This window comes from Blautia sp. DFI.3.45, from assembly GCF_020593505.1.
GTDB classification, from domain to species: Bacteria; Bacillota; Clostridia; order Lachnospirales; family Lachnospiraceae; genus Blautia_A; species Blautia_A wexlerae.
In genome coordinates, this window is record NZ_JAJDMI010000001.1 from 39,332 (window position 1) to 59,787 (window position 20,456).

At 39.6% G+C, this 20,456-nt stretch carries 19 protein-coding genes and 2 pseudogenes; 20 read left to right on the plus strand and 1 reads right to left on the minus strand.

Going from position 1 to position 20,456, the window contains the following annotated elements; all coding sequences use genetic code 11:
* The first annotated feature begins 135 nt into the window (after nt 1-135).
* The 6 genes and pseudogenes from sstT (at nt 136) to LJE09_RS00200 (ending at nt 5,050) form a co-directional block, all read left to right on the plus strand.
* Entirely contained in the window at nt 136-1,362 is a 1,227-nt protein-coding gene (gene sstT / locus LJE09_RS00175; protein WP_118338954.1) for a serine/threonine transporter SstT, read from the plus strand.
* Between the two features lie 133 nt (nt 1,363-1,495).
* A pseudogene (locus LJE09_RS00180) lies at nt 1,496-1,621 on the plus strand (sporulation transcriptional regulator SpoIIID); the annotation flags it as partial.
* Between the two features lie 55 nt (nt 1,622-1,676).
* Nucleotides 1,677-2,054 (plus strand): TnpV protein, encoded by a 378-nt coding sequence (locus LJE09_RS00185; protein ID WP_008707145.1) that lies wholly within the window; start codon nt 1,677-1,679, stop codon nt 2,052-2,054.
* A gap of 130 nt (nt 2,055-2,184) precedes the next feature.
* Nucleotides 2,185-2,553 (plus strand): BlaI/MecI/CopY family transcriptional regulator, encoded by a 369-nt coding sequence (locus LJE09_RS00190; RefSeq protein WP_008707144.1) that lies wholly within the window; start codon nt 2,185-2,187, stop codon nt 2,551-2,553.
* 25 nt (nt 2,554-2,578) lie between these two features.
* Nucleotides 2,579-4,588, plus strand: a complete 2,010-nt coding sequence (locus LJE09_RS00195) for a M56 family metallopeptidase (protein WP_081018946.1) — start codon at nt 2,579-2,581, stop codon at nt 4,586-4,588.
* 30 nt (nt 4,589-4,618) lie between these two features.
* Entirely contained in the window at nt 4,619-5,050 is a 432-nt protein-coding gene (locus LJE09_RS00200) for a winged helix-turn-helix domain-containing protein (protein WP_020993285.1), read from the plus strand.
* 30 nt (nt 5,051-5,080) lie between these two features.
* On the opposite strand, the gene LJE09_RS00205 is transcribed toward LJE09_RS00200, so the two are convergent.
* Nucleotides 5,081-6,124: a DUF6076 domain-containing protein gene (locus LJE09_RS00205; protein ID WP_025577902.1), complete on the minus strand. Its 1,044-nt coding sequence runs from the start codon at nt 6,122-6,124 to the stop codon at nt 5,081-5,083.
* Nucleotides 6,125-6,440: 316 nt separating this feature from the next.
* Between LJE09_RS00205 and LJE09_RS00210 the strand changes: the two genes are divergently transcribed.
* The 14 genes and pseudogenes from LJE09_RS00210 (at nt 6,441) to LJE09_RS00275 (ending at nt 20,381) form a co-directional block, all read left to right on the plus strand.
* The gene (locus tag LJE09_RS00210; protein WP_008707138.1) at nt 6,441-6,665 is read left to right on the plus strand and encodes a helix-turn-helix domain-containing protein; all 225 of its coding nucleotides are present in this window, start codon (nt 6,441-6,443) and stop codon (nt 6,663-6,665) included.
* A gap of 180 nt (nt 6,666-6,845) precedes the next feature.
* Complete coding sequence (locus tag LJE09_RS00215) at nt 6,846-8,084, plus strand: hypothetical protein (protein WP_008707136.1); 1,239 nt, start codon at nt 6,846-6,848, stop codon at nt 8,082-8,084.
* A 21-nt stretch (nt 8,085-8,105) separates the two neighbouring features.
* Nucleotides 8,106-8,810 (plus strand): CHC2 zinc finger domain-containing protein, encoded by a 705-nt coding sequence (locus LJE09_RS00220; RefSeq protein WP_008707134.1) that lies wholly within the window; start codon nt 8,106-8,108, stop codon nt 8,808-8,810.
* Nucleotides 8,719-10,068, plus strand: coding sequence for a virulence-associated E family protein (locus LJE09_RS00225; RefSeq protein WP_008707132.1), 1,350 nt, complete (start codon nt 8,719-8,721; stop codon nt 10,066-10,068). The genes LJE09_RS00220 and LJE09_RS00225 overlap by 92 nt, the downstream gene beginning before the upstream one ends.
* A gap of 307 nt (nt 10,069-10,375) precedes the next feature.
* Complete coding sequence (locus LJE09_RS00230) at nt 10,376-10,552, plus strand: hypothetical protein (RefSeq protein WP_008707130.1); 177 nt, start codon at nt 10,376-10,378, stop codon at nt 10,550-10,552.
* A gap of 127 nt (nt 10,553-10,679) precedes the next feature.
* Nucleotides 10,680-11,540, plus strand: coding sequence for a sce7726 family protein (locus LJE09_RS00235; RefSeq protein WP_008707128.1), 861 nt, complete (start codon nt 10,680-10,682; stop codon nt 11,538-11,540).
* A 1-nt stretch (nt 11,541) separates the two neighbouring features.
* The gene (locus LJE09_RS00240; protein ID WP_008707126.1) at nt 11,542-12,474 is read left to right on the plus strand and encodes a sce7725 family protein; all 933 of its coding nucleotides are present in this window, start codon (nt 11,542-11,544) and stop codon (nt 12,472-12,474) included.
* Nucleotides 12,475-12,476: 2 nt separating this feature from the next.
* A complete protein-coding gene (locus LJE09_RS00245; protein WP_008707124.1) occupies nt 12,477-13,559 on the plus strand; it encodes an RES family NAD+ phosphorylase in 1,083 nt (360 codons plus the stop codon).
* 113 nt (nt 13,560-13,672) lie between these two features.
* Entirely contained in the window at nt 13,673-15,208 is a 1,536-nt protein-coding gene (locus LJE09_RS00250; protein ID WP_227310890.1) for a recombinase family protein, read from the plus strand.
* A pseudogene (locus tag LJE09_RS18550) lies at nt 15,195-15,344 on the plus strand (sporulation transcriptional regulator SpoIIID); the annotation flags it as partial. The gene LJE09_RS00250 and the pseudogene LJE09_RS18550, both read left to right, overlap by 14 nt.
* Before the next feature lie 107 nt (nt 15,345-15,451).
* On the plus strand, nt 15,452-16,288 hold the full coding sequence (locus LJE09_RS00260) for an alpha/beta hydrolase (protein WP_227310891.1): 837 nt from the start codon (nt 15,452-15,454) through the stop codon (nt 16,286-16,288).
* Between the two features lie 261 nt (nt 16,289-16,549).
* Nucleotides 16,550-18,052: an alpha-N-arabinofuranosidase gene (locus LJE09_RS00265; RefSeq protein WP_118409211.1), complete on the plus strand. Its 1,503-nt coding sequence runs from the start codon at nt 16,550-16,552 to the stop codon at nt 18,050-18,052.
* A 131-nt stretch (nt 18,053-18,183) separates the two neighbouring features.
* Complete coding sequence (locus LJE09_RS00270) at nt 18,184-18,456, plus strand: DUF6171 family protein (RefSeq protein WP_008707104.1); 273 nt, start codon at nt 18,184-18,186, stop codon at nt 18,454-18,456.
* Nucleotides 18,453-20,381, plus strand: coding sequence for a glycoside hydrolase family 127 protein (locus LJE09_RS00275; protein ID WP_118409210.1), 1,929 nt, complete (start codon nt 18,453-18,455; stop codon nt 20,379-20,381). The genes LJE09_RS00270 and LJE09_RS00275 overlap by 4 nt, the downstream gene beginning before the upstream one ends.
* Nucleotides 20,382-20,456: the final 75 nt, after the last annotated feature.

A 20,456-nucleotide genomic window follows, 5' to 3' on the forward strand; every position in this document is an offset into this window, starting at 1 on the left:
ACATCTGCTTTTTTAAATAATTTAAAAACAGAAATACAATACACTTATAAAGATGTTCTTGCATATTCTATTTGCTTCCTTTATAATGTAACGTATCATTGTTTTATCAAATTAAAGGGAAAGAGGATTAAAGAAATGAAAAAAGTTTGGGACAAATGGACCAGGATTGCTCTTGTAAAGAGAATCCTGGTTGGCCTGATCCTGGGTGCGATTCTGGGAATTGCTGTACCGCAGGCAACAGGAATCGCAATTCTGGGTGATGTCTTTGTAAGTGCGTTAAAGGCAATTGCACCTTTGCTGGTATTCTTCCTGGTTATCAGTTCCCTGTGTAATGCAGGAAAATCTCACGGAGGAGTTATTAAGACAGTTATCATTCTCTATATGTTCAGTACAGTTCTGGCAGCAGTGATCGCAGTATTTGCGAGTATGGCATTTCCTGTAAAGATGACACTTGCAAATGCAGCAACAGATACAAGTGCACCACAGGGTATCGTTGAGGTATTAAATAACCTGCTTCTGAACGTAGTTGCCAACCCGGTATCTTCACTGGTAAATGCAAACTATGTAGGGATCCTGATGTGGGCTGTTCTTCTTGGGCTTGCTTTTCGTGCAGCTGATAAGATGACAAAGAAGGTTCTGGCTGATGTTGCAGATGGTATTTCCATGGTAGTAACCTGGATCATTAATCTTGCACCTTTTGGAATTTTTGGTCTGGTATTTAACACAGTATCTACAAACGGTCTGGATATCTTTACGACTTATGGAAAACTGTTGCTTCTTCTTGTAGGATGTATGCTGTTTATCTATTTTGTGACCAATCCGCTTCTGGTTTACTGGTGCATCCGCCAGAATCCATATCCGCTGATTTTCCAATGCCTGAAGAGAAGTGCGCTGACGGCTTTCTTTACAAGAAGTTCCGCAGCTAATATTCCGGTAAACATGAAAGTCTGTGAAGAGATGGGACTGGACAGAGATACTTATTCTGTAACCATTCCGCTTGGTGCAACTATTAATATGGATGGTGCGGCTATCACTATCACGGTTATGACAATGGCAACTGCATTTACTCTTGGTATTCATGTAGATATTCCGACAGCAATTATCCTGAGTCTTCTTGCAGCTCTGTCAGCATGTGGCGCTTCCGGTGTAGCCGGCGGATCACTTCTTCTGATTCCGATGGCATGCTCTCTGTTCGGAATTTCAGATGACATTTCCATGCAGGTTGTTGCAGTAGGATTTATCATTGGCGTAGTTCAGGACTCTGTAGAAACAGCTCTGAACTCTTCTTCAGATCTTCTGTTATCTGCTTCCGCAGAATTCAGACAGTGGAGACTGGAAGGGAAAGAGATTAAATTTAAATAAGATTGCAATGAGTGAAACGGTCGTCCGGTATGGACGGCCGTTCTTTTATAAGGCACAACTATAAAAACGATTGCTACATATTCGGAAATTTCTGTGCATACACTGTAAAAACAGCGTCTTCGGAGGCTTATCCGTGAAAGATTATATCGAGGAGCGGGCAGTGGAAATTGCAAATTATATTATTGATACAAAGGCAACGGTGCGTCAGGCGGCGAAGAAATTCGGGATTAGTAAGAGCACTGTACATATGGAAGTAACAATATAGAACGGTTCGTTTGGGTAATAGAATAAGAAAAACCAAGGAGGAACGAACCATGAAGGATTTGAAAACAAGAATTACGGAGAATGGCATTGATTATGTACTTGTCGGGGATTATTATATCCCAGACTTGAAGCTGCCGGAGGAAAAGCGATCTATCGGTAAGTGGGGACGAATGCACAGGGAGTATCTGAAAAAGCAGTGCTACGGTAGATATTCCAGTTTACTGCTGACCGGAAAACTTTGGAGCTATCTGGAGGATTTGGACGAACAAGCGGAGGAACGGTTTACGTGTATTGTTGATCAGATGAAAGCGGCTGAGGGAGTGACGGAGGAATTGAAGCGGAAAGATGCTATGCTTTGGGTACAACGGTGTAATAATATTAGAAACAGAGCAGAAGAAATTGTACTGAACGAAATGGTTTATATTTAGTATGGAGCAGTCAGCCGAAAGGCTGGCTGTTTTTCTTTTCCTAGCGACAGAAAATGATTGACAATGTTATAAGACTGTGGTAGTCTGAAAACAAGAACAGACTACTGTAGTCTTATAGGAGGCGAAACAAGTGACAGAGGAAAATATCAAACTTTTTGATTCGGAATTAAAGGTAATGGATGTTCTGTGGAAGGATGGTGACGTGCCAGCGAAATATGTTGCAGATACTTTAAACAGAGAAGTCGGCTGGAATAAAAACACAACGTATACATTGATTAAGCGGTGTATCAATAAAGGCGCGATTGAACGAACGGAACCGGGATTTATGTGCCATGCGCTTATAGCAAAAGAACAGGTACAGGATCTGGAAACAGATGAACTTATTGATAAGATATATGATGGATCTGTTGACAAGTTGTTTGCGGCACTTCTTGGCAGAAAAAAACTTTCTATGGAGCAGATTAAGAACCTGAAGCAGATCGTCAGTGAATTGGAATGAGGTGATGTATATGAGCCTGCTGCAAATGAGTTTTCTGGGAACGGTTATTATTTTACTTATTGTGGTATTAAGGGCTGTGCTTATCAACAGATTACCGAAGAAAACATTTTTGATTTTATGGTGGATTGCATTAATACGGTTATTAGTTCCATTTTCCATAAAATCAGTCACAAGTATTTATTCTCTGTTGCAGAGTATTTATTCTGATATAAACCCAGTGAGAACGGCGCAAACGACAACATTTTTACCCATTCATGGGAATATGCCTGAGATAGCAAATGGATTATCAGAGGCTATGGTACAGAGAACAGAATCCATTTCGATTTTGAGTGTAATATGGCTGGCAGGTCTGTTACTTTGTTTTGGATTTTTTGCGGTTTCCTATATAAAATGTTATCGGGAATTTCGATTTTCGCTGCCTGTTGAAAATGATATTTTGGAAGCATGGAAGGAAAAACATCCACTAAAAAGGAGTCTATCCATCCGGCAGACAGAAACCATAGCTGCACCACTTTCTTATGGTGTGATTCGCCCAGTTATTTTAATGCCGAAAAATACAGAATGGAAAAATATTTATCAGCTTCGTTATGTGTTGGAACATGAATATGTGCATATCAGACGGCTTGATATGCTTACAAAGCTGATAATGATTGCTGCAGTATGCATTCATTGGTTTAATCCTCTTGTGTGGGTAATGTATATTCTTTTTAACAGAGATTTGGAATTATCCTGTGACGAAACCGTAGTCCGTAGATTTGGAATGGATATAAAGTCGGTATATGCAACTGCTTTAATATCTATGGAAGAAAAAAAGAGCGGACTGACACCATTATGTAACAGTTTCAGTAAAAATGCGATTGAAGAGAGGATAAGAGCAATTATGAAGATAAAGAAGACATCTAAGTTTGCAGTAATTATAAGTGCAGTATTGGTAATTTGCGTGACAGGTGGATTTGCAACTTCCGCATCATCCTTGGAGAAAAAGACAGAGACAGCGCAAGAAAACGGTGAAACAACAGTTGCTTTAAACGAAGTGAATATCCGGGAAGATGAATCACTTTCAAGTTCGGATGTGGAATGGTGGACAGCAGAAGAGTATGCGAAATGGCTGGACGAGGAAAAAGAAGTTCTGCAGTCTATGATTGGTGAAAAAGCTTATACAGGCGGCGACGGATGGTTTGTATGGACACAGGAAAAGGTAGATGAGACGATTGCACTTTATGAGGATAATCTTCAAAAAATAAAAGATGGGATGAAGTTGTCGAAATCATCTGATGATGCAGTGGGAATTACAATGGCATATTCTCCGGAAAATATAGAATATGCGAAGCAGGAAGCAGAAACGGTCACCGAAAATAAAGACAGTAATGAAAATGTATTCAGCGAAGAACAGCTTTCTGAATATGCAAAAGCGGGAATAACTTACCAGAAAGAAACAGGATTTCTGATGTATGATGGAAAGACCATTGGATATTTCCGGGATGAGTTTAAGCCGGGTACTTATACAATAAGTTCCAAACGTGGAGGTACGCTTCGAGTTGAAGTGCAAAGGGAAAACTATGGCACCATCACAGACGTAAAGGCAGAACCGTTATCAGATGATTTTTGGTCAGAACCGGCAGTATTGGTTGAAAGTTCCGGCGGAGAAGCTGTAACTGCAGATGAAATGAAAGGATCTGTTTTTGAAGAAGGAGGAAGTGAGAACATAGCGGCTGATGACATGGGCGAATATAGCAGTGAAGAGGGAAAAGGTCTTAATATTGCTGTTCCACAGGAGTATGCTGATTATGGAGTATCTTGTGATGCTCAAGGAAACTGGGTTTATAATGGTAAGATTATAGCAGATTTATATGATGAGGGAAGGGGAATCTTTTCTAACAGCAACGGAACTATGTACATTGAAGTAACGAGAGACAAAAGTGGAAAGATCAGCAGCTTTCAAAAAGTAAGCAAAAATAGAATGCAGGAATTATTTACTGAATTTAATCCGGAAGCGGAAACATTTGATGGATATACTTCAGAGGCGAAACATTAAGTTAGTATTAAATGAAACGAGGACGATTAGGTGGGAAAAATATTGCTGGTATCATTCGAGGGAGCTGAGGAAGATTTGGTAAATTCTGTTATTTCTGTGTTAGATTCCGGCAGAGAGAAATTTCTTTTTCAGGAAATACAATTTCAATCGAAAATATGGCATAAGGGTATAGCGATTGATTTGAAACGGAGAGAAGTCGTTCGTGATAATAGAAAAATAGAATTAACTTACACCGAGTTTGAAATCCTGCAGTTATTAGCACAAAATCCAGGAAGAGTATTTAGTAAAGAACAGATTTATGATATAGTCTGGAAAGAATCCTATTTTGGCGATTACAATATAGTAATGAGCCATATCAGTCATATTCGTGAGAAAATAGAAGATGATCCGGGTAACCCGGTATATATTCAAACCGTCTGGGGTGTAGGATACAAGTTCAATGAGAAGGCAGGCAGCGAGTAAATTCGCTGCCTTTCCTTTACAGGGATGGATTCAGATTTTGCTGAGTTTTAAGATAATATTGCTCTGCTGATACAACCAGTCTGTGAATTCTGTCGGACTGGTTGCTCCTGCCTTTACAGCTTTCTTACGCTGCAGAGCTTCTTTCTTAAAAAGGTCAAACGCATTTTTCATTTCTTCCAGGCGTTCAATCGGAAAATTAGCAGTTTTTTGGGACTTATTGATTTTATTACGCCAATTCTGGCATTCATTTTTATAAAGCAGATCATAGTTATTTTCTCTGGCTCGTTCATCAAACTCCCTTTTGTTTTGAAGTGCCTGTGCTTTACGGCACTTATCACTGCACAGTTCATAACGCTGGCTTTTTGCCAGAAAATATTTTCCACAGACTTTGCACTGACGGAAACAAAGGCCCCAGTCATTCAGTCGATTCAAGTAATAAGTGATAAGCGGATAAAAAGAGCTATAGGCAGCTACGCATTCTGTTCTGCGCCTATTATCCGGAAACCAAAGTTCAAGTCGAGTGATTTCAGCAGGAGTGTTGCGGAAATAAAGACTGCCAGTATGAAAACGTTCTGGTTTTCCGGTATCAGAATTAAAATTCATGACATTTTCTGTTTGGAATGCCTGAGTCAAAATTTGGATTTTTTCTATAAAACGATCACAGGCAGTATTACGGTCACGATATTCCCTTGTAACAAGATATTCATTCCAAATACGGAATGTAGCATACATTCTCACCGGATCACCGGTGAGATATTTTTTTGCCAGAAAATCACCAGCAGTCTGTTCCAGTGCAGGCTGTTTCCAACGGTTAGTGTGCAATGCATCACGTAGGGGAGCAAGTCCATATATATTCCAGTTCTTTTCTTTATCATATTCAAAATCTATCAGAAAACGTCCTAGAGGACGTGTTATATCATATATGACATCGTTATCTTTATTTCCGTCCAGTCGAAAACGGATTTGCTGTTCCGTTCCGATTAAAATTCGCTCCTTCATTTTGTCTCTATCCAATGCCAGAACGAAGAGGATGTGGTCGTAGCAAGGTTCTTGCCTTATAAATTGATAAGCCATTTCTATTTGCTCCTGTTTTGTATGGTAATTTTAAAAAATATAATATTAGTTACATTTATGGTATCGCGAAAGTATTGAAAAGTCAAGATGAGATTGATAAGATACGATTGAATGGTAATTTCGTACTATGCAGTGTACTTTGACAACTTTATGACCGTCTAACCTGAGATAAACCGCCATGACCTTCGATAAAAGAAGTGAGCGCATCCGAATGGATGACGTGTTGTATGCCTTGACAGCAGTATGACTCAGGAAACAGGAAAGAGAAAACGGCAATGAGAAGCTAAAAAGATGAGATCAAAAATGGAGGAACAACATGAGTGAAAATAAGAGATTAAACAATTATGATGAACTGCCTCTTGTACTGGATGTGGCTGATATTCAGCGGATTATGGGGATTTCCAGAGTAACGGCTTATGAACTGGTTCATACACCCGGTTTTCCGGCATTTCGAAGCGGCAGATTAATTAAGGTTAGTAAAATTGCTTTTTTCGAATGGATGGCAAAGGGGAATGGAAGGGTGCCGGAGAATAGTAACTAAATCTGGAGCAGAGCGGAGAGCGAAGTCTTTTGTGCAGGTTAAGGGCGGCAGCCATTGCCCAGTGAGTTGATGCGTGCGTCTACTCGTACTGGGTATTACCTGACGCAAATTCACGCAGGTTTGCAGCTTCGCTGCCTTATTTAATTTGGAAAAACGTGAAAAAGGAGGGCAAGAAAATTATTGAAAGCAACAAGACACAATGGACGCTCCGGGAAAAATGGCACTTATAATCCCAGGCATAATGATCGCCGTTTCGACTTGGAAAACAGTGAACATATTGATGCTGGAAGAGTCAGAGAAAATATTTACTGGGACTGTTACCGTGGCTATACCACAATGCAGAACAGGGAAGAAGATTCTCAGGATATCAGTTTTGAGAAAATTGAATGTACTTTTTATCAGGAACATTATGGAAAATATATAGAAGCGCAGAATGAAAGAAATGCAAGAACCCGTCATACAGAGCGTAACCGATCTGTGGAAGATTTACTAAAGAACAATAAAACCTGTCCAGAGGAAACTATTTTTCAAATAGGAACAGTAGAAGAATCTGTTTCCTATGAAATATTACTTGCGGTCGTACAGGACTTTACAAAGCAGTTCACAAATCGGTTCGGTTCTCATGTCCATATTCTGGACTGGGCACTGCATTTGGACGAAGGAACGCCGCACATTCATGAACGTCATGTTTTTGATTGTGAGAATAAGTACGGGGAAATCTGTCCCCAGCAGGAAAAAGCACTGGAAGAATTAGGGATTGCACTTCCAAAACCGGATAAACCTAAAGGCCGCAATAATAATCGAAAGCAGACTTTTGATGCTATTTGCCGGACAATGCTTTTTGATATAACTCGAAAATACGGGTTGCATCTGGAAGAAGAACCGTCTTATGGAGGGCGAGATTATCTTGAAAAGCAGGATTATATCCTGTTTAAGCAAAAGGAACAGATGAAAAACCAGACAGAAATACTGGATACACTTACTTTGAAAATTGAAGAAGTAGAAGCTTTGATCGATGAAGTTTCAGATATTGCTTACGACAAAGCTGTGGAGGTTGTGACGGATGAGGTCAGAGTGGAAACCCATAAAGAAGACATTCGTCTGGTAGAACAGTCAAAGGCGTGGGTGCTTTCCCCTGAGCGCAAGGCTTCCCAAAAAGAAAGAACTTATGCTGTAAGTCGATTGGACGGAGTAATTACCAAAATTACAAAAGCTATGCAGACAGCAGTTAAAACAATCCAGACCACGCTGATAAAACCGGAAGTCAAAAAGGTGAATACCGAACAGATTAAGAAAAAAGCCAGAAGTTCCATTCTGGATAGGCTGGCAAAAGCAAAAATTACTGCGGAACAGGAGAACCGAGAGCGATGGGAACACGAAGGAAGAACTAAATTGGGAAGGAACGATATGGAGTTGTGATGTAAAGAAAAGAGGAAAAGGATGAATATATTTGAAGCAGTTAAACAGTCTGTGACTACCCGGCAGGCTGCAGAAAGCTATGGAATACGGGTAAACAAGAATGGAATGGCGGTCTGTCCATTTCACCGTGACAAGAATCCAAGCATGAAAGTGGACAGGCGTTTTCATTGTTTCGGATGTCAGGCAGATGGGGATGTGATTGATTTTACGGCACACTTGTACAATTTAAAACCAAAAGAGGCGGCAGAGAAATTGGCAAGAGATTTTTCTATACATTATGAGAACATGGGGCACAGCCCGCCACAGAGAAAACAAATCAAACGACAGCTAACACAGGAACAGAGGTATCTGCAGGCAGAAAATAGATATTTCCGTGCACTGGCAGATTACCTGCATTTGTTGAAACAGTGGAAAGAAGAGTGTGCTCCGAAACAGGTGGAAGATGTCTGGCATCCGCTGTTTATGGAGGCATTGGAAAAAATATCAGAAACAGAGTACCTGTTGGATACATTATTATCAGGCACATTAGAAGAACGAGTTGCCGTAGTGGTGGCTCATGGGAAGGAGGTGACAGCGATTGAACAGAGAATTTCAGACTTTATCACCACAGACACGACAGGAATTGTGCGAAGTAATGGATATAATGGAAACGGAGTTGACAGTAGAGGAAATCAGAGAACAACTGGAAATGACACAGAAGGGTGCTGTGAAAAACAATCGGCATAACTGTAAGCTAATTTTAGAACATGATCCTCTGTTAAAAGATGTATTCCGGCACAATATTTTGACTGAGCAGACAGACATTGTAAAACCCGTGTGGTGGGAACGGATAAGCCCGGCATTCACAGATATGGATTTGAACTATATTATGCTTTATTTGGAAGAGACTTACGGTCTGACGATGGATAAGATTGTGCAGAAAAGTATTGTCCATCAGGCAGATCGGAACAAATATCACCCTGTCCGGGATTATTTGAACAGTCTGCAATGGGATGGGCAGGAACGTATCCGCTATGTGCTGCATCATTTTCTTGGTGCACCTGTGGATGAGTTGACCTATGAAAGTATGAAAATGTTTTTGCTGGGAGCTATTGCCCGTGCGTTCCGCCCCGGAATTAAGTTTGAATATATGCTCTGTCTGGTCGGGGGTCAGGGCGTGGGAAAATCTACATTTTTTCGTTTCATGGCAGTAAAGGATGACTGGTTCACTGATGACATCGGCAAACTGGATTCGGAAAAAGTTTATTGTCAGCTTCGTGGTCATTGGATGATTGAAATGTCTGAAATGGTCGCAACGGCACGCTCTAAGAGTATTGAGGAAACAAAGAGCTTTCTGAGCAGGCAGAAAGAGACTTATCGGGATTCTTATGCAGTATATGCTCTTGATCGTCCGAGGCAATGTGTATTTGGAGGAACATCCAATATTAAGCGATTCCTGCCGTTTGACCGTACCGGAAATCGAAGATTCGTTCCGGTTCAGACGAACCGGGCAGAGATGGAGGTTCATATCCTCGAAAATGAGAAGGAATCCAGACAGTATATTGATCAGGTGTGGGCGGAAGCAATGATGTTGTACCGTAATGGAAATTTTAAACTGGCGTTTTCAAAGGAAACAGAAACACAGCTTGATAAACTGCGGCAGGAGTTCATGGCGGATGATACGGAAGCCGGAATGATACAGGCATGGCTGGATGAACATGAAGACAGAAAAGTCTGTTCATTGATGCTTTTTAAAGAGGCACTGGACAATCCTTATGTAAAGCCGAAGAAGGCGGAGACAGACCGCATCTGTGAAATCATGAATACAAGCATTGTGGGTTGGAAACAGGGGACGATGACAAGATTCAAGGATTACGGTACACAGCGTTCGTGGGTATGTGTAAACGAAAACTGTAAACGAGACGCAAAAGACTTAAAAAATGAAAATGACTGGCATCCGATTACTGAGAAGGAAGCCCGGCAGGTGGAGTTACCTTTCCAGTAAAATGCCAGTCAGGTTTACGGTAGTTGGCGTGTTGTTTACACTTTTTTCTATGGATATTGCTTTGACTTGTAGAATTTGTAAACAGTAAACAGATATATAAGAGTAATTTGGTATTGAGGAAAGAAAACTGAAAAAACAAAAAGAATTAGATTTTTTGGAGTTTGTTTACAGCGGTGGTTTACAACAGGGATGCCCCTTTGACCGGCATCTATTTAAGTTGAACAGGAATGGCATTTGGCAGGACTATTTCAAAAAACATTTTCATAGTTATGGACAAAGACATACGGGAGGAGGTGGAAATTCCGCTATGAAAAAGAGAAAACTTAATTATCGATTCCATAATCCAAACACTGCGGAAGTAACCGCCGACTATCTGTTAAAGATATTGATTGAAGCAAATGCAAGTAAGGTGGAACAGGCAATACAAGAAGCAGCGAATGAGCTTCCCGAGCAGATGAATGGTACAGAAGGGCACTCTACATAGGAATGTAGGGTGTCTTTTGAGCTGTGTGTGGAGAGAGGAATAAAAGTGTCATAAAGAAAAACAAGGGTAGATATAGACAAATAAATTTGATATAATTAACCTGATAAAGTATACGGAGGTGAAAAGTATGGAAAAGAACAAATTAAATATTTTGAATAAAATTTTTTCTCGTAGTACTTTTCGCAACTGTTTTGATAATGGATATGATAAAACATACAGTCAAGTTGTTAGAAGATACGTCGATAATGGTACAGGAAAGCAAAATTCAGAATTGATAAGTCAAATTTATAATGTATTAAGAGAAGGTTATAGAAACGAATATTATTATAAAAATACATTGTTGAATAAATTATTATTAGGCATACATAGTGTGAATACGACAACCGCATTAACGGAAATTCCTATTGCAAAGTCTAAAGCAGATTTTGTTTTGATTAATGGTAAAGCAGTTGTGTATGAAATAAAAACGGAATTGGATAATTTTGATAGATTGGAAAATCAAATAAATGATTATTATAAGGCATTTGATCATGTAGCGGTTGTTACTTGCAAAGAAAATCTTCAGGTATTGAAGAAAAAGATAGAAATGATTGGAAAACCTGTTGGTATTTACATTTTGCAAAAACGTGGAACTATAACAACAATACAAAAGCCACAGGCATATAGCGTAGAGTTAGATGCTGAAATTCTTTTTAAGATATTGAGAAAACAAGAATACGAAGAAATCCTTTTTAATAAATATAAACATTTGCCGGATGTTTCAGAATTTAAATACTATTCAGAGTGTAAAAAAATGTTTTTAGAGATACCATTAGAAGAAGCATATTTATCAGTTTTGAAGCTTTTAAAAAAGAGAAGTCAAATTATAAAAGACGAATTTAGTAAGATTCCTTATGAACTAAAATTTTTGGCATATTTTATGAATTTGAAATCTGATGATTATAAAAAGATAACGAAATTTTTGAATGAATCCTATGGAGGTGTGTAAAATGTATTTTCCGTATTTACGTGGAAGACAATTTGAGTTAATTGCTTTGCGAGAATTGCTGGAAGGAAAACGTATTAGCGAAAAAGTTATTCCGATAATAGAACCGGTGAAACCATCTTCAACATTATTAAAAACATTAGAAACATTTGTTAAAAATGATAGAGAAATTGCGGTAGTATTTAATCCAACAGTGGGGGATTTCGCAAAAAAGTTGAAGGAAATGCGTGAAGAAGATTCCAAGGTTGCTAATGAATTGTATGATTTACTAACCCAAAATGATAAAGTGATTAAGTCTTATATCATGGATCGTGGTATTTTATCTGAAATAAAAAGTGAAGCATCTAAGAATAAATATCTTATTATAAATTTGAATAGGGATTGCTTGGATGACTTTTTGGATGCATACGAAGATACATTACCACGATTTACGTTAATTCCGGATGATAGAGCTTTTAGACGAGTAATTCCAGATTCAAAAGTTTTATTTGAAGATAACTTTAATAAGCAATCCAGAAATATTGATTATATAGACAATCAGGATGAATTCTTTTCAGATAGTCATTTATATTATCAGAATGAAAATTATGTTGGATTTGCAGATTATTCTGTTGTTGGAGAAGAATTTAATGAATCAGGATTTGCTCCGGTTGCAGTAGCGATTCATGTTGTTTATTTTGATAAAAAAAAGGAATTGCGGATACATCATTTTGTTTCTGATTCAAATGAGGGAATCGAAGACCCGGGTGGAAAATTTGGTGAAGCACTGGAAAAATTAGTTTACTGGTGTGACGAAAATAATGTACAGAATACATTAGGTTTACAAGGGTTTTATGATTGTTATAGTTCTGGAAAATATCCAGGTTTAGGAACAGTTAAGAAATATTCTATTATGCATCATATTGAGTTGGTCAGCAATTTCTTGGGAGGAAAATAATAATGCAGATTGGATTAGAATGCTTTTTGGATGAGCAGCTCAGTTCAATGATTGCAAGTGAAAATCGACATGGTGATTGCGAAATCCAACATAAAACGGATTGTATTATTTATGATACGGAAGAAGATCATTATTTAGAAGAGTATCTGGAAGAAATTATGGATGCTTTTACGGTAGCTAAACATCTTAAAGTTGCCGAGTCAGATGTAAGGGCAGATTATTTAAAGAATTTTTTGAGTAAATGGAAAGTGTTTTCTGTTACAGGGGACGATATACAGCAGATCATTACAGCTATTTGTAGTGAACGGTATCAAGATGAACCAGAGTTATTTGACAAGAAGGTTACAATACGAGAATTCTTTTCGGCGGATACAATGGAACAACAATGTATCCTAAAAACTTATAATTGGGATGATTTTTGTTATAATATCAAGCATGTAAATAGATTTCATTCTCAGCAAGTTAATTTTGATCAATTAGAGAATTTGTTAAAAAACATGGTCATTGATATTCCGAAAGGTACTTTAAAATTATTTCGTTCAAGAATATGCGATGAGGATAGTTATACTTCTGGATATTCTACGAGAAAAATGGGAGTGCCACCAGTAGCATTAACAACGGCTGGACGAACAAATTCAGAAGGTATTCAATGCTTGTATCTGGCAGGTGATGAGGAAACCACCTTTCATGAAGTAAGAGCAAGGGATTATGATCATGTATCTGTCGGAGAGTTTATTCAAACAAAAGATTTGCGAATAGTGGATTTGAGTTTGTTTGATAAAATAGGTCCTTTTTCTATCCCTGATTTTGATATGACATGGTTTGCAATTAACATTGAAATCATTCGAAAAATTGGAGATGAGGTTGCAAAACCGATGCGACGATTTGACCGTGCATTGGATTATGTGCCAACGCAGTATATTTGTGATTATATCAAGCACTTAGGATATGATGGAATAAAATTTAAAAGTACGTTGGTTGATGGTGGAACAAATTATGCTATTTTTAATGAAAAGAAATTTGAATGTACGAATGTAAAGGTTGTTCAAATAGGAAACATTGATTATAATTGGAGTCCATTATAAGTATAAGGTTAAAGGCAAGGGAAAATGTGAAAGTTATCTCTTGCTTTTTTTACTTGTTTTGCTATAATAAAGTTGTAACAGAACGACTTAAATATAACAGAAAGGCACTGAATATGAATATAGCAGCTTACTGCCGTGTCTCCACTGATAAAGCCGACCAGTTCAACAGTCTGGAAGCTCAAAAGCAATTTTTCTCTGAGTACACCCAGCGTACTGGTGACAACTTAGTTAGATTATATGCAGATGAGGGTATTTCAGGCACGAAAATAAAAAATCGAAAAGAATTTTTACGCATGATGGCTGATGCTGAACATGGACTATTTGATATGGTAGTAGTAAAGGACATCTCTCGCTTTGCCAGAAATACTGTAGACCTTCTGCAGAATGTCCGCAAACTGAAAGCATTAGGAATCGAGACACAGTTTTTGACGGCCAACATGACCAGCATGGGAAACAGTGAATTTGTTCTGACAATCTTCGGTGCATTGGCGCAGGAAGAAAGTGCCAATACTTCAAAGCGTGTGAAATTCGGCAAGAAAATGAATGCTGAAAAAGGACGAGTTCCGAATATTGTGTACGGATATGATAAAACCATTGGAGATTACTTTAATTTGGCAATCAACGAGGAAGAAGCAGCTGTTATCAGGCAGATTTATAAATGGTATATCGAAGAAGGATATGGTGCCGCCAAGATTGCAAACATGCTGAATGCGAAAGGTATCCGAACAAAGCGTAATTGTCAGTGGAGCCAGAATGCGACGTGCCGGATTTTAACGAATGAACTTTATACCGGAAAAATTATCAACGGCAAGCAGGAAGTAGCTGACTTCCTGACTGGACAGAGAACGGAAAAAGACGAGACGGAGTGGATGGTAACAGAACGTCCGGAACTGCGGATTATTGAGCCGGAAATGTATGAAAAGGCACAGGAGATTTTGGAGTGCAGAAGCAAGACTTTTAAATTAACAAAGGAACGGCAGAGCAATAAGTATTTGTTTTCTACTCTGATTAAATGTAAGGAATGTGGCTGGTCATTTCGACGAACTGTTCGTACTTATAAGAATACTTATATTCGCTGGGTATGTTCCGGTCATAATGGACGTGGGGCGGATAGCTGCCCGAATGCTCAGACAGTGGACGAGGAAGAGTTGATTGAAGTTCTGTCCGAATACTTTTCCGAGCTGCTGAAAGCAAAGAAAAATGTAATTCGTCACGTAACAGGCGAATTCCAGAGGGTTTACAAAGCCAAGGATGAGAACCTGAATTACGAAAAGGAATTGAACGCACAGCTTCACAAGCTTAAAAAAATGCGTCAGAAATACATGGATATGTACACCGATGACCTCATTACACGTGAGGAACTGAATGAAAAAATCGGCGGCACAAAACAGGAAATCGAGCGTCTGGAGAATGAGTTGAAAATGGTTGCTTATCACCTGACAAAAGGTGAACAACTGGAAACAATCTTGAATCGCACGTTTAAAGAGATTGAAGATATTTCCGATGTTCACCAGATGACCAATGCACAGCTTAAACGGATTATCCAGAAAATTGAAGTAGACAAGGATGGTAACGTAGATATTTACTTACGAATCTTCGGTGATTTAGGCTTAGATGAAACCGTTCTAATTAGTGACAACCAAACATAAGGACTGCACTGACCGTCTCAGTCAGCTCAATCCGGGACTGGCATGTGAAGTGAGACAGGTTCTGGATGTGAACAAGCAGGAGCGGCATATCAGAGGTGGGCTCGCCACCAGAGAGAAATATTTACATCAGCATTAACAAAAATGGCTGCTGTCGGATATGACAGTAGCTTTTTTGATACATTTTCTGTATAATAAATCCAGATATTTCAGGATATTTTGTATATACATAAGGAGAACAAGAAGATGGCATTAATGGAAGTGAACTTCTTTTCAAAAGCACTGATGCGTCCGGTAACGATGAATGTAATCCTGCCGGTTGATAAAGTGTTTTTTGGAGAAGAAACAGAAGAAGAGAACAAACCGTTTAAGACTTTGTATCTGCTTCACGGAGTAATGGGAAATTACACAGACTGGGTAACAGGAACATGTATTAAGCGATGGGTAGAAGAAAAGAATCTGGCAGTAGTTATGCCTTCCGGAGCAAATATGTTCTATATGGATCATCCGAATGCAAATGAAAACTACAGTGAATTTATCGGAAAAGAACTTGTAAAGATCACACGAAGAATGTTTCCGTTATCCCACAAAAAAGAAGATACATTTATCGCCGGGTTATCTATGGGAGGATACGGTGCAATCCGAAATGGTCTGAAATACTATGATACATTCGGATATATCGCAGGCCTTTCGTCAGCCATGATACTTGAAAAAATGGGGACAGCAGATGACAGTTCTCCTATGTTCTTTGAGAAAAAAAGTTTTCTGGAGAGTGTATTTGGAGATCTGTCCCGGATCAAAGACTGTGAGATCAATCCGGAATGGATTGCCGAAAATATGAAAAAAGATGGAATCCCATTTCCGCATATGTACCTTGCCTGTGGACTAGATGATCCGCTTCTTCCTCCGAACCGTAAGTTCAGAGATACCATGCAGAAACTGGGTGTGGATGTAACTTACGAGGAAGGTCCGGGAGCACATGAGTGGGATTTCTGGAACCGTTATATTAAGAAAGTACTGGACTGGCTGCCACTTGATAAGGACAGTAAAGAAGGGCTGAACAGCGGGAATGTAGGACTGTAAAAGAGAGAGTCGCAACAGATGGATATGAAATCTGTTGTGGCTCTTTTTATTTCTGTTGCAGGAAATTACTCCGTAATGTTTCTGTAACAGAATAAAGTTATATGGGCAGGACTCCTTCTTATACAAAATTATCATAGCAATTCTGCAGAAAATATATTGAATATCAGACAGAAGTTGTGTATAATGAAAAAGCAAAATAAAGTATATTATTTTAGAAAAAGGTAAAATAAAAACCTGAAATCATAAACTGTGGAGGTAAAAATGACTAAGCTTGTAATTAATCCATCAAAGAAACAGAGCAAAATCAACAAAGAGATCTATGGACATTTCTCAGAGCATCTGGGAAGATGTATCTACGAAGGAATCTATGTAGGTGAGGATTCACCGATTCCGAACAAGAATGGAATGCGTACAGACGTAGTAGAAGCACTGAAGCATATCAGGATTCCGGTACTTCGCTGGCCGGGTGGATGTTTCGCAGATGAATACCACTGGAAAGACGGTATCGGACCAAAGGAAACACGTAAAAAAATGATTAACACACACTGGGGCGGTGTGGTAGAGGATAACAGCTTTGGTACACATGAATTTTTTGAACTCTGTGAGCAGCTTGGCTGCGAAGCTTATGTTAATGGTAACCTGGGAAGCGGAACAGTTCAGGAAATGTCTGAATGGGTAGAATATATCACATTCGAGGGTGTTTCTCCGATGGCTGACCTCCGTAAGAAAAATGGACATGAGAAACCATGGAAACTGGATTTCTTTGGAGTTGGAAATGAAAACTGGGGATGCGGCGGAAATATGAATCCTGACTTCTATGCAAATGAATACCGCCGTTATCAGACTTATGTCCGCAATTATCATCCGGATCACCCAATCCACAAAGTCTGCTGCGGCGCCAATGTAGATGATTATGAGTGGACTTCCGAAGTATTAAAGACTACACATAATCATTGCCTGAAAGAGCTTCACGGAAATATGGATGGTCTTTCTCTTCATTATTATGTACATCCGGAAGGATGGGAGATCAAGGGAAGTGCTACAGATTTTGATGATAAGGTATGGTATAAGAGTCTGAATAAAGCGCTCTTTATGGAAACTTTGATCGAGCGTCACGGACATATCATGGACGAATATGATCCAGAGAAAAAAATCGGCATGATCGTTGATGAATGGGGCGCATGGTACACAGTAGAACCAGGAACAAACCCGGGATTCCTGTATCAGCAGAACACAATGAGAGATGCCCTGATCGCAGGTATCACTTTGAATATCTTTAACAAACACAGCGACAGAGTAAAGATGGCGAACCTTGCACAGATCGTAAATGTGCTTCAGTCTGTGATTCTTACTGACGGTGCTGATATGATTCTGACACCAACTTATCATGTATTTGATATGTATAAATATCATCAGGATGCAATGCTTGTAGACAGTTCTGTTGAAACAGAAACTATTGGTGTGGAAGACGAATGGCAGGTACCGAACCTGACAGAATCCGTATCTGTAGCAGAAGATGGAGCTGTACATATCACACTGACAAACCTGTCTCTGGATAAAGATTATGAAATCAGAACTATCCTTACAGATTACCAGGTAAATGAAGTTAAAGGTGAGATTGTACACGGTGAAATGCACGAAATGAATACCTTCGAAACACCGGATCAGGTTCGTGTAAAAGAATTTAACGAAGTGGAAAAAACAGCAGAGGGAATTAAATTTATAATTCCTAAATGCAGTGTTCTCCATCTGGAAGTAAGATAATTACAGTATTTTTAAACAGATAAAATGAAAGATTAATAAACTTTACAAATTCACAGAAAATGCCGTTTCTGACAAAACAGACAGGTATTTTCTGTGAACATTTATAATGGAAACAAAAAGGAGACGAAGGTATGAACGGGAAGCTGCGTGTGTGCAGGAAATGTCTGCCCGGACAGAAGAATGAAGAAGCTTTTTATGAGGATCTGTCACGCTATATTCAGCGTATGGATGAAGAGCTGAAAGTAGATCAGCAGACCTATGAGAAAAGGCTTGGCATATGCAGCTCCTGTGAACGATTAATGAGTGGGATGTGCAGGCTCTGCGGATGCTTTGTGGAACTGCGGGCTGTACAGAAGGTGCGAAAATGTCCGGATCTGCCGGCAAAATGGGAGGCGCAGAAATGAAAGAAGGTTTAAAGAGCAGTTTGCTGAATAAGGTAAAAGTAACGGATAAATTCTGGCGAGGATATCAGGAACTGGTAATGGATACAGTAATTCCTTATCAGGAGAAAATATTAAATGATGAGATTCCGGGAGTGGAAAAGAGCCATGCATTGGCAAACTTCCGTATTGCAGCGGGACTGGAAGAGGGTGAATTTTACGGAATGGTTTTCCAGGACAGTGATGTTGCCAAATGGCTGGAAGGTGTGGCGTATGCACTGGAAGTCCGACCGGATGCTGAACTGGAAGAACGTGCAGATAAGGTTATTGAAATCATTGAAAAAGCGCAGCAGGATGACGGTTATCTGAATACTTTTTTCACGATCAAAGAGCCGGAACACCGCTGGCAGAACTTACAGGAATGCCATGAATTATACTGTGCCGGACATATGATGGAAGCAGCGGCGGCTTACTATGAGGTGACTGGAAAAGACCGTCTGCTTCATGTAATGGAGCGCATGGCAGAACATATCGGGAAACGTTTTGGAACAGAAGAAGGTAAAGAAGCGGGCATTCCGGGACATCAGGAAATCGAGTTGGGACTTCTGCGTCTCTATGAAGTAACCGGAAAAGAAAATTACAAAGACCTTGCCAGATATTTCATTGAACAGCGTGGAAAAGATCCGGATTACTTTGTCAAAGAGAGGAAAAAAAGAGGCTGGGTTCACTTTGATATGGATGTGCATAACAGAGAATATAACCAGGCACATGCTACTGTCTATGAGCAGAAAGAAGCAGTAGGACACAGTGTCCGTGCAGTTTACATGTATACTGCCATGGCAGAACTGGCTTCTCTTTACAAAGATGAAAAACTCTATCAGGCATGCTGTGATCTCTGGGAGAACATGACTCAGAAGAGAATGTATATCACCGGAGGAATCGGCAGTACCGTAGACGGCGAGGCATTTACCATTGATTATGATCTGCCGAATGACACCGTTTATGCGGAAACCTGTGCATCCATCGGGCTGGTATTTTTTGCAAGAAAGATGCTTGATAATGTGATGGATGGACGCTATGCAGATGTGATGGAACGAGCACTTTATAATGGGATCATCAGCGGAATGCAGCTTGACGGAAAGAGATTTTTCTATGTAAATCCACTGGAAACAGAACCTGGAGTCAGCGGAAAATTATATGGATATAAGCATGTTCTGCCGGAGCGTCCGGGCTGGTATACATGTGCATGTTGTCCTCCCAATGTAGTGCGTCTGCTGATGTCTCTTGGCAAATATCTGTGGAGTGAGACTGAAGAGGGAGTTTATTCTCATATCCCGGCAGGCACAGAAGCACACTTTGATAAGATGGATGTAACTGTAGAAAGCAACTATCCGTGGGATGGCAGAGTGACCTATCATATAACCGGAAAAACAGAGGAAGAGACTATCCTGGGAATCCATATCCCATCCTGGGTACGCCCGGGTTCTGTTCAGGTACGTATAAATGGAAAAGAGAAGAATATCACTGCAGATGTGGAAAAAGGATATCTGATCCTTAAGAGAGTGTGGGAAAATGATGAAGTAGAACTTGCTTTTCCGATGAAGATCCGCAAGATTTATGCAAACCTTAAAGTAAGGGAAGATGCCGGCTGTGTAGCATTTATGCGCGGGCCGATCGTTTATTGTTTCGAGGGTGTGGACAATCCGGGCCTGCTTCAGTCTTACCACATCTTTGAAGATGCAAAGATGGAAGAGGAAGTCTGCAAAGAAGGCCTGCTAGAAGGCTGCGTCCTGCTTAAGATCAAAGCACGTAAGCTGGAAACAGTGGGAGATTCTCTGTACAGTGATATTGCACCGGTGAGAACTCTGACAACACTGACAGCAGTGCCGTATTACACATGGGGCAACCGCGGAGAAAATCAGATGAGAGTCTGGATGCGCGGAGAATAACCGGAGAATCAGATGAAATATAAAACAAAAGCAAGGAACTATGTGGCAAAACACATCGGTTCCTTGCTTTTTGCT

Excerpts from the sequence above, each read along its gene's own strand:
- sstT (WP_118338954.1), top strand. The coding sequence starts at position 136 with ATGAAAAAAGTTTGGGACAAATGGACCAGGATTGCTCTTGTAAAGAGA.
- LJE09_RS00185 (WP_008707145.1), top strand. The coding sequence starts at position 1,677 with ATGAAGGATTTGAAAACAAGAATTACGGAGAATGGCATTGATTATGTA.
- LJE09_RS00195 (WP_081018946.1), top strand. The coding sequence starts at position 2,579 with ATGAGTTTTCTGGGAACGGTTATTATTTTACTTATTGTGGTATTAAGG.
- LJE09_RS00205 (WP_025577902.1), bottom strand. The coding sequence starts at position 6,124 with ATGGCTTATCAATTTATAAGGCAAGAACCTTGCTACGACCACATCCTC.
- LJE09_RS00210 (WP_008707138.1), top strand. The coding sequence starts at position 6,441 with ATGAGTGAAAATAAGAGATTAAACAATTATGATGAACTGCCTCTTGTA.
- LJE09_RS00220 (WP_008707134.1), top strand. The coding sequence starts at position 8,106 with ATGAATATATTTGAAGCAGTTAAACAGTCTGTGACTACCCGGCAGGCT.
- LJE09_RS00225 (WP_008707132.1), top strand. The coding sequence starts at position 8,719 with ATGGATATAATGGAAACGGAGTTGACAGTAGAGGAAATCAGAGAACAA.
- LJE09_RS00230 (WP_008707130.1), top strand. The coding sequence starts at position 10,376 with ATGAAAAAGAGAAAACTTAATTATCGATTCCATAATCCAAACACTGCG.
- LJE09_RS00235 (WP_008707128.1), top strand. The coding sequence starts at position 10,680 with ATGGAAAAGAACAAATTAAATATTTTGAATAAAATTTTTTCTCGTAGT.
- LJE09_RS00240 (WP_008707126.1), top strand. The coding sequence starts at position 11,542 with ATGTATTTTCCGTATTTACGTGGAAGACAATTTGAGTTAATTGCTTTG.
- LJE09_RS00245 (WP_008707124.1), top strand. The coding sequence starts at position 12,477 with ATGCAGATTGGATTAGAATGCTTTTTGGATGAGCAGCTCAGTTCAATG.
- LJE09_RS00250 (WP_227310890.1), top strand. The coding sequence starts at position 13,673 with ATGAATATAGCAGCTTACTGCCGTGTCTCCACTGATAAAGCCGACCAG.
- LJE09_RS00260 (WP_227310891.1), top strand. The coding sequence starts at position 15,452 with ATGGCATTAATGGAAGTGAACTTCTTTTCAAAAGCACTGATGCGTCCG.
- LJE09_RS00265 (WP_118409211.1), top strand. The coding sequence starts at position 16,550 with ATGACTAAGCTTGTAATTAATCCATCAAAGAAACAGAGCAAAATCAAC.
- LJE09_RS00270 (WP_008707104.1), top strand. The coding sequence starts at position 18,184 with ATGAACGGGAAGCTGCGTGTGTGCAGGAAATGTCTGCCCGGACAGAAG.
- LJE09_RS00275 (WP_118409210.1), top strand. The coding sequence starts at position 18,453 with ATGAAAGAAGGTTTAAAGAGCAGTTTGCTGAATAAGGTAAAAGTAACG.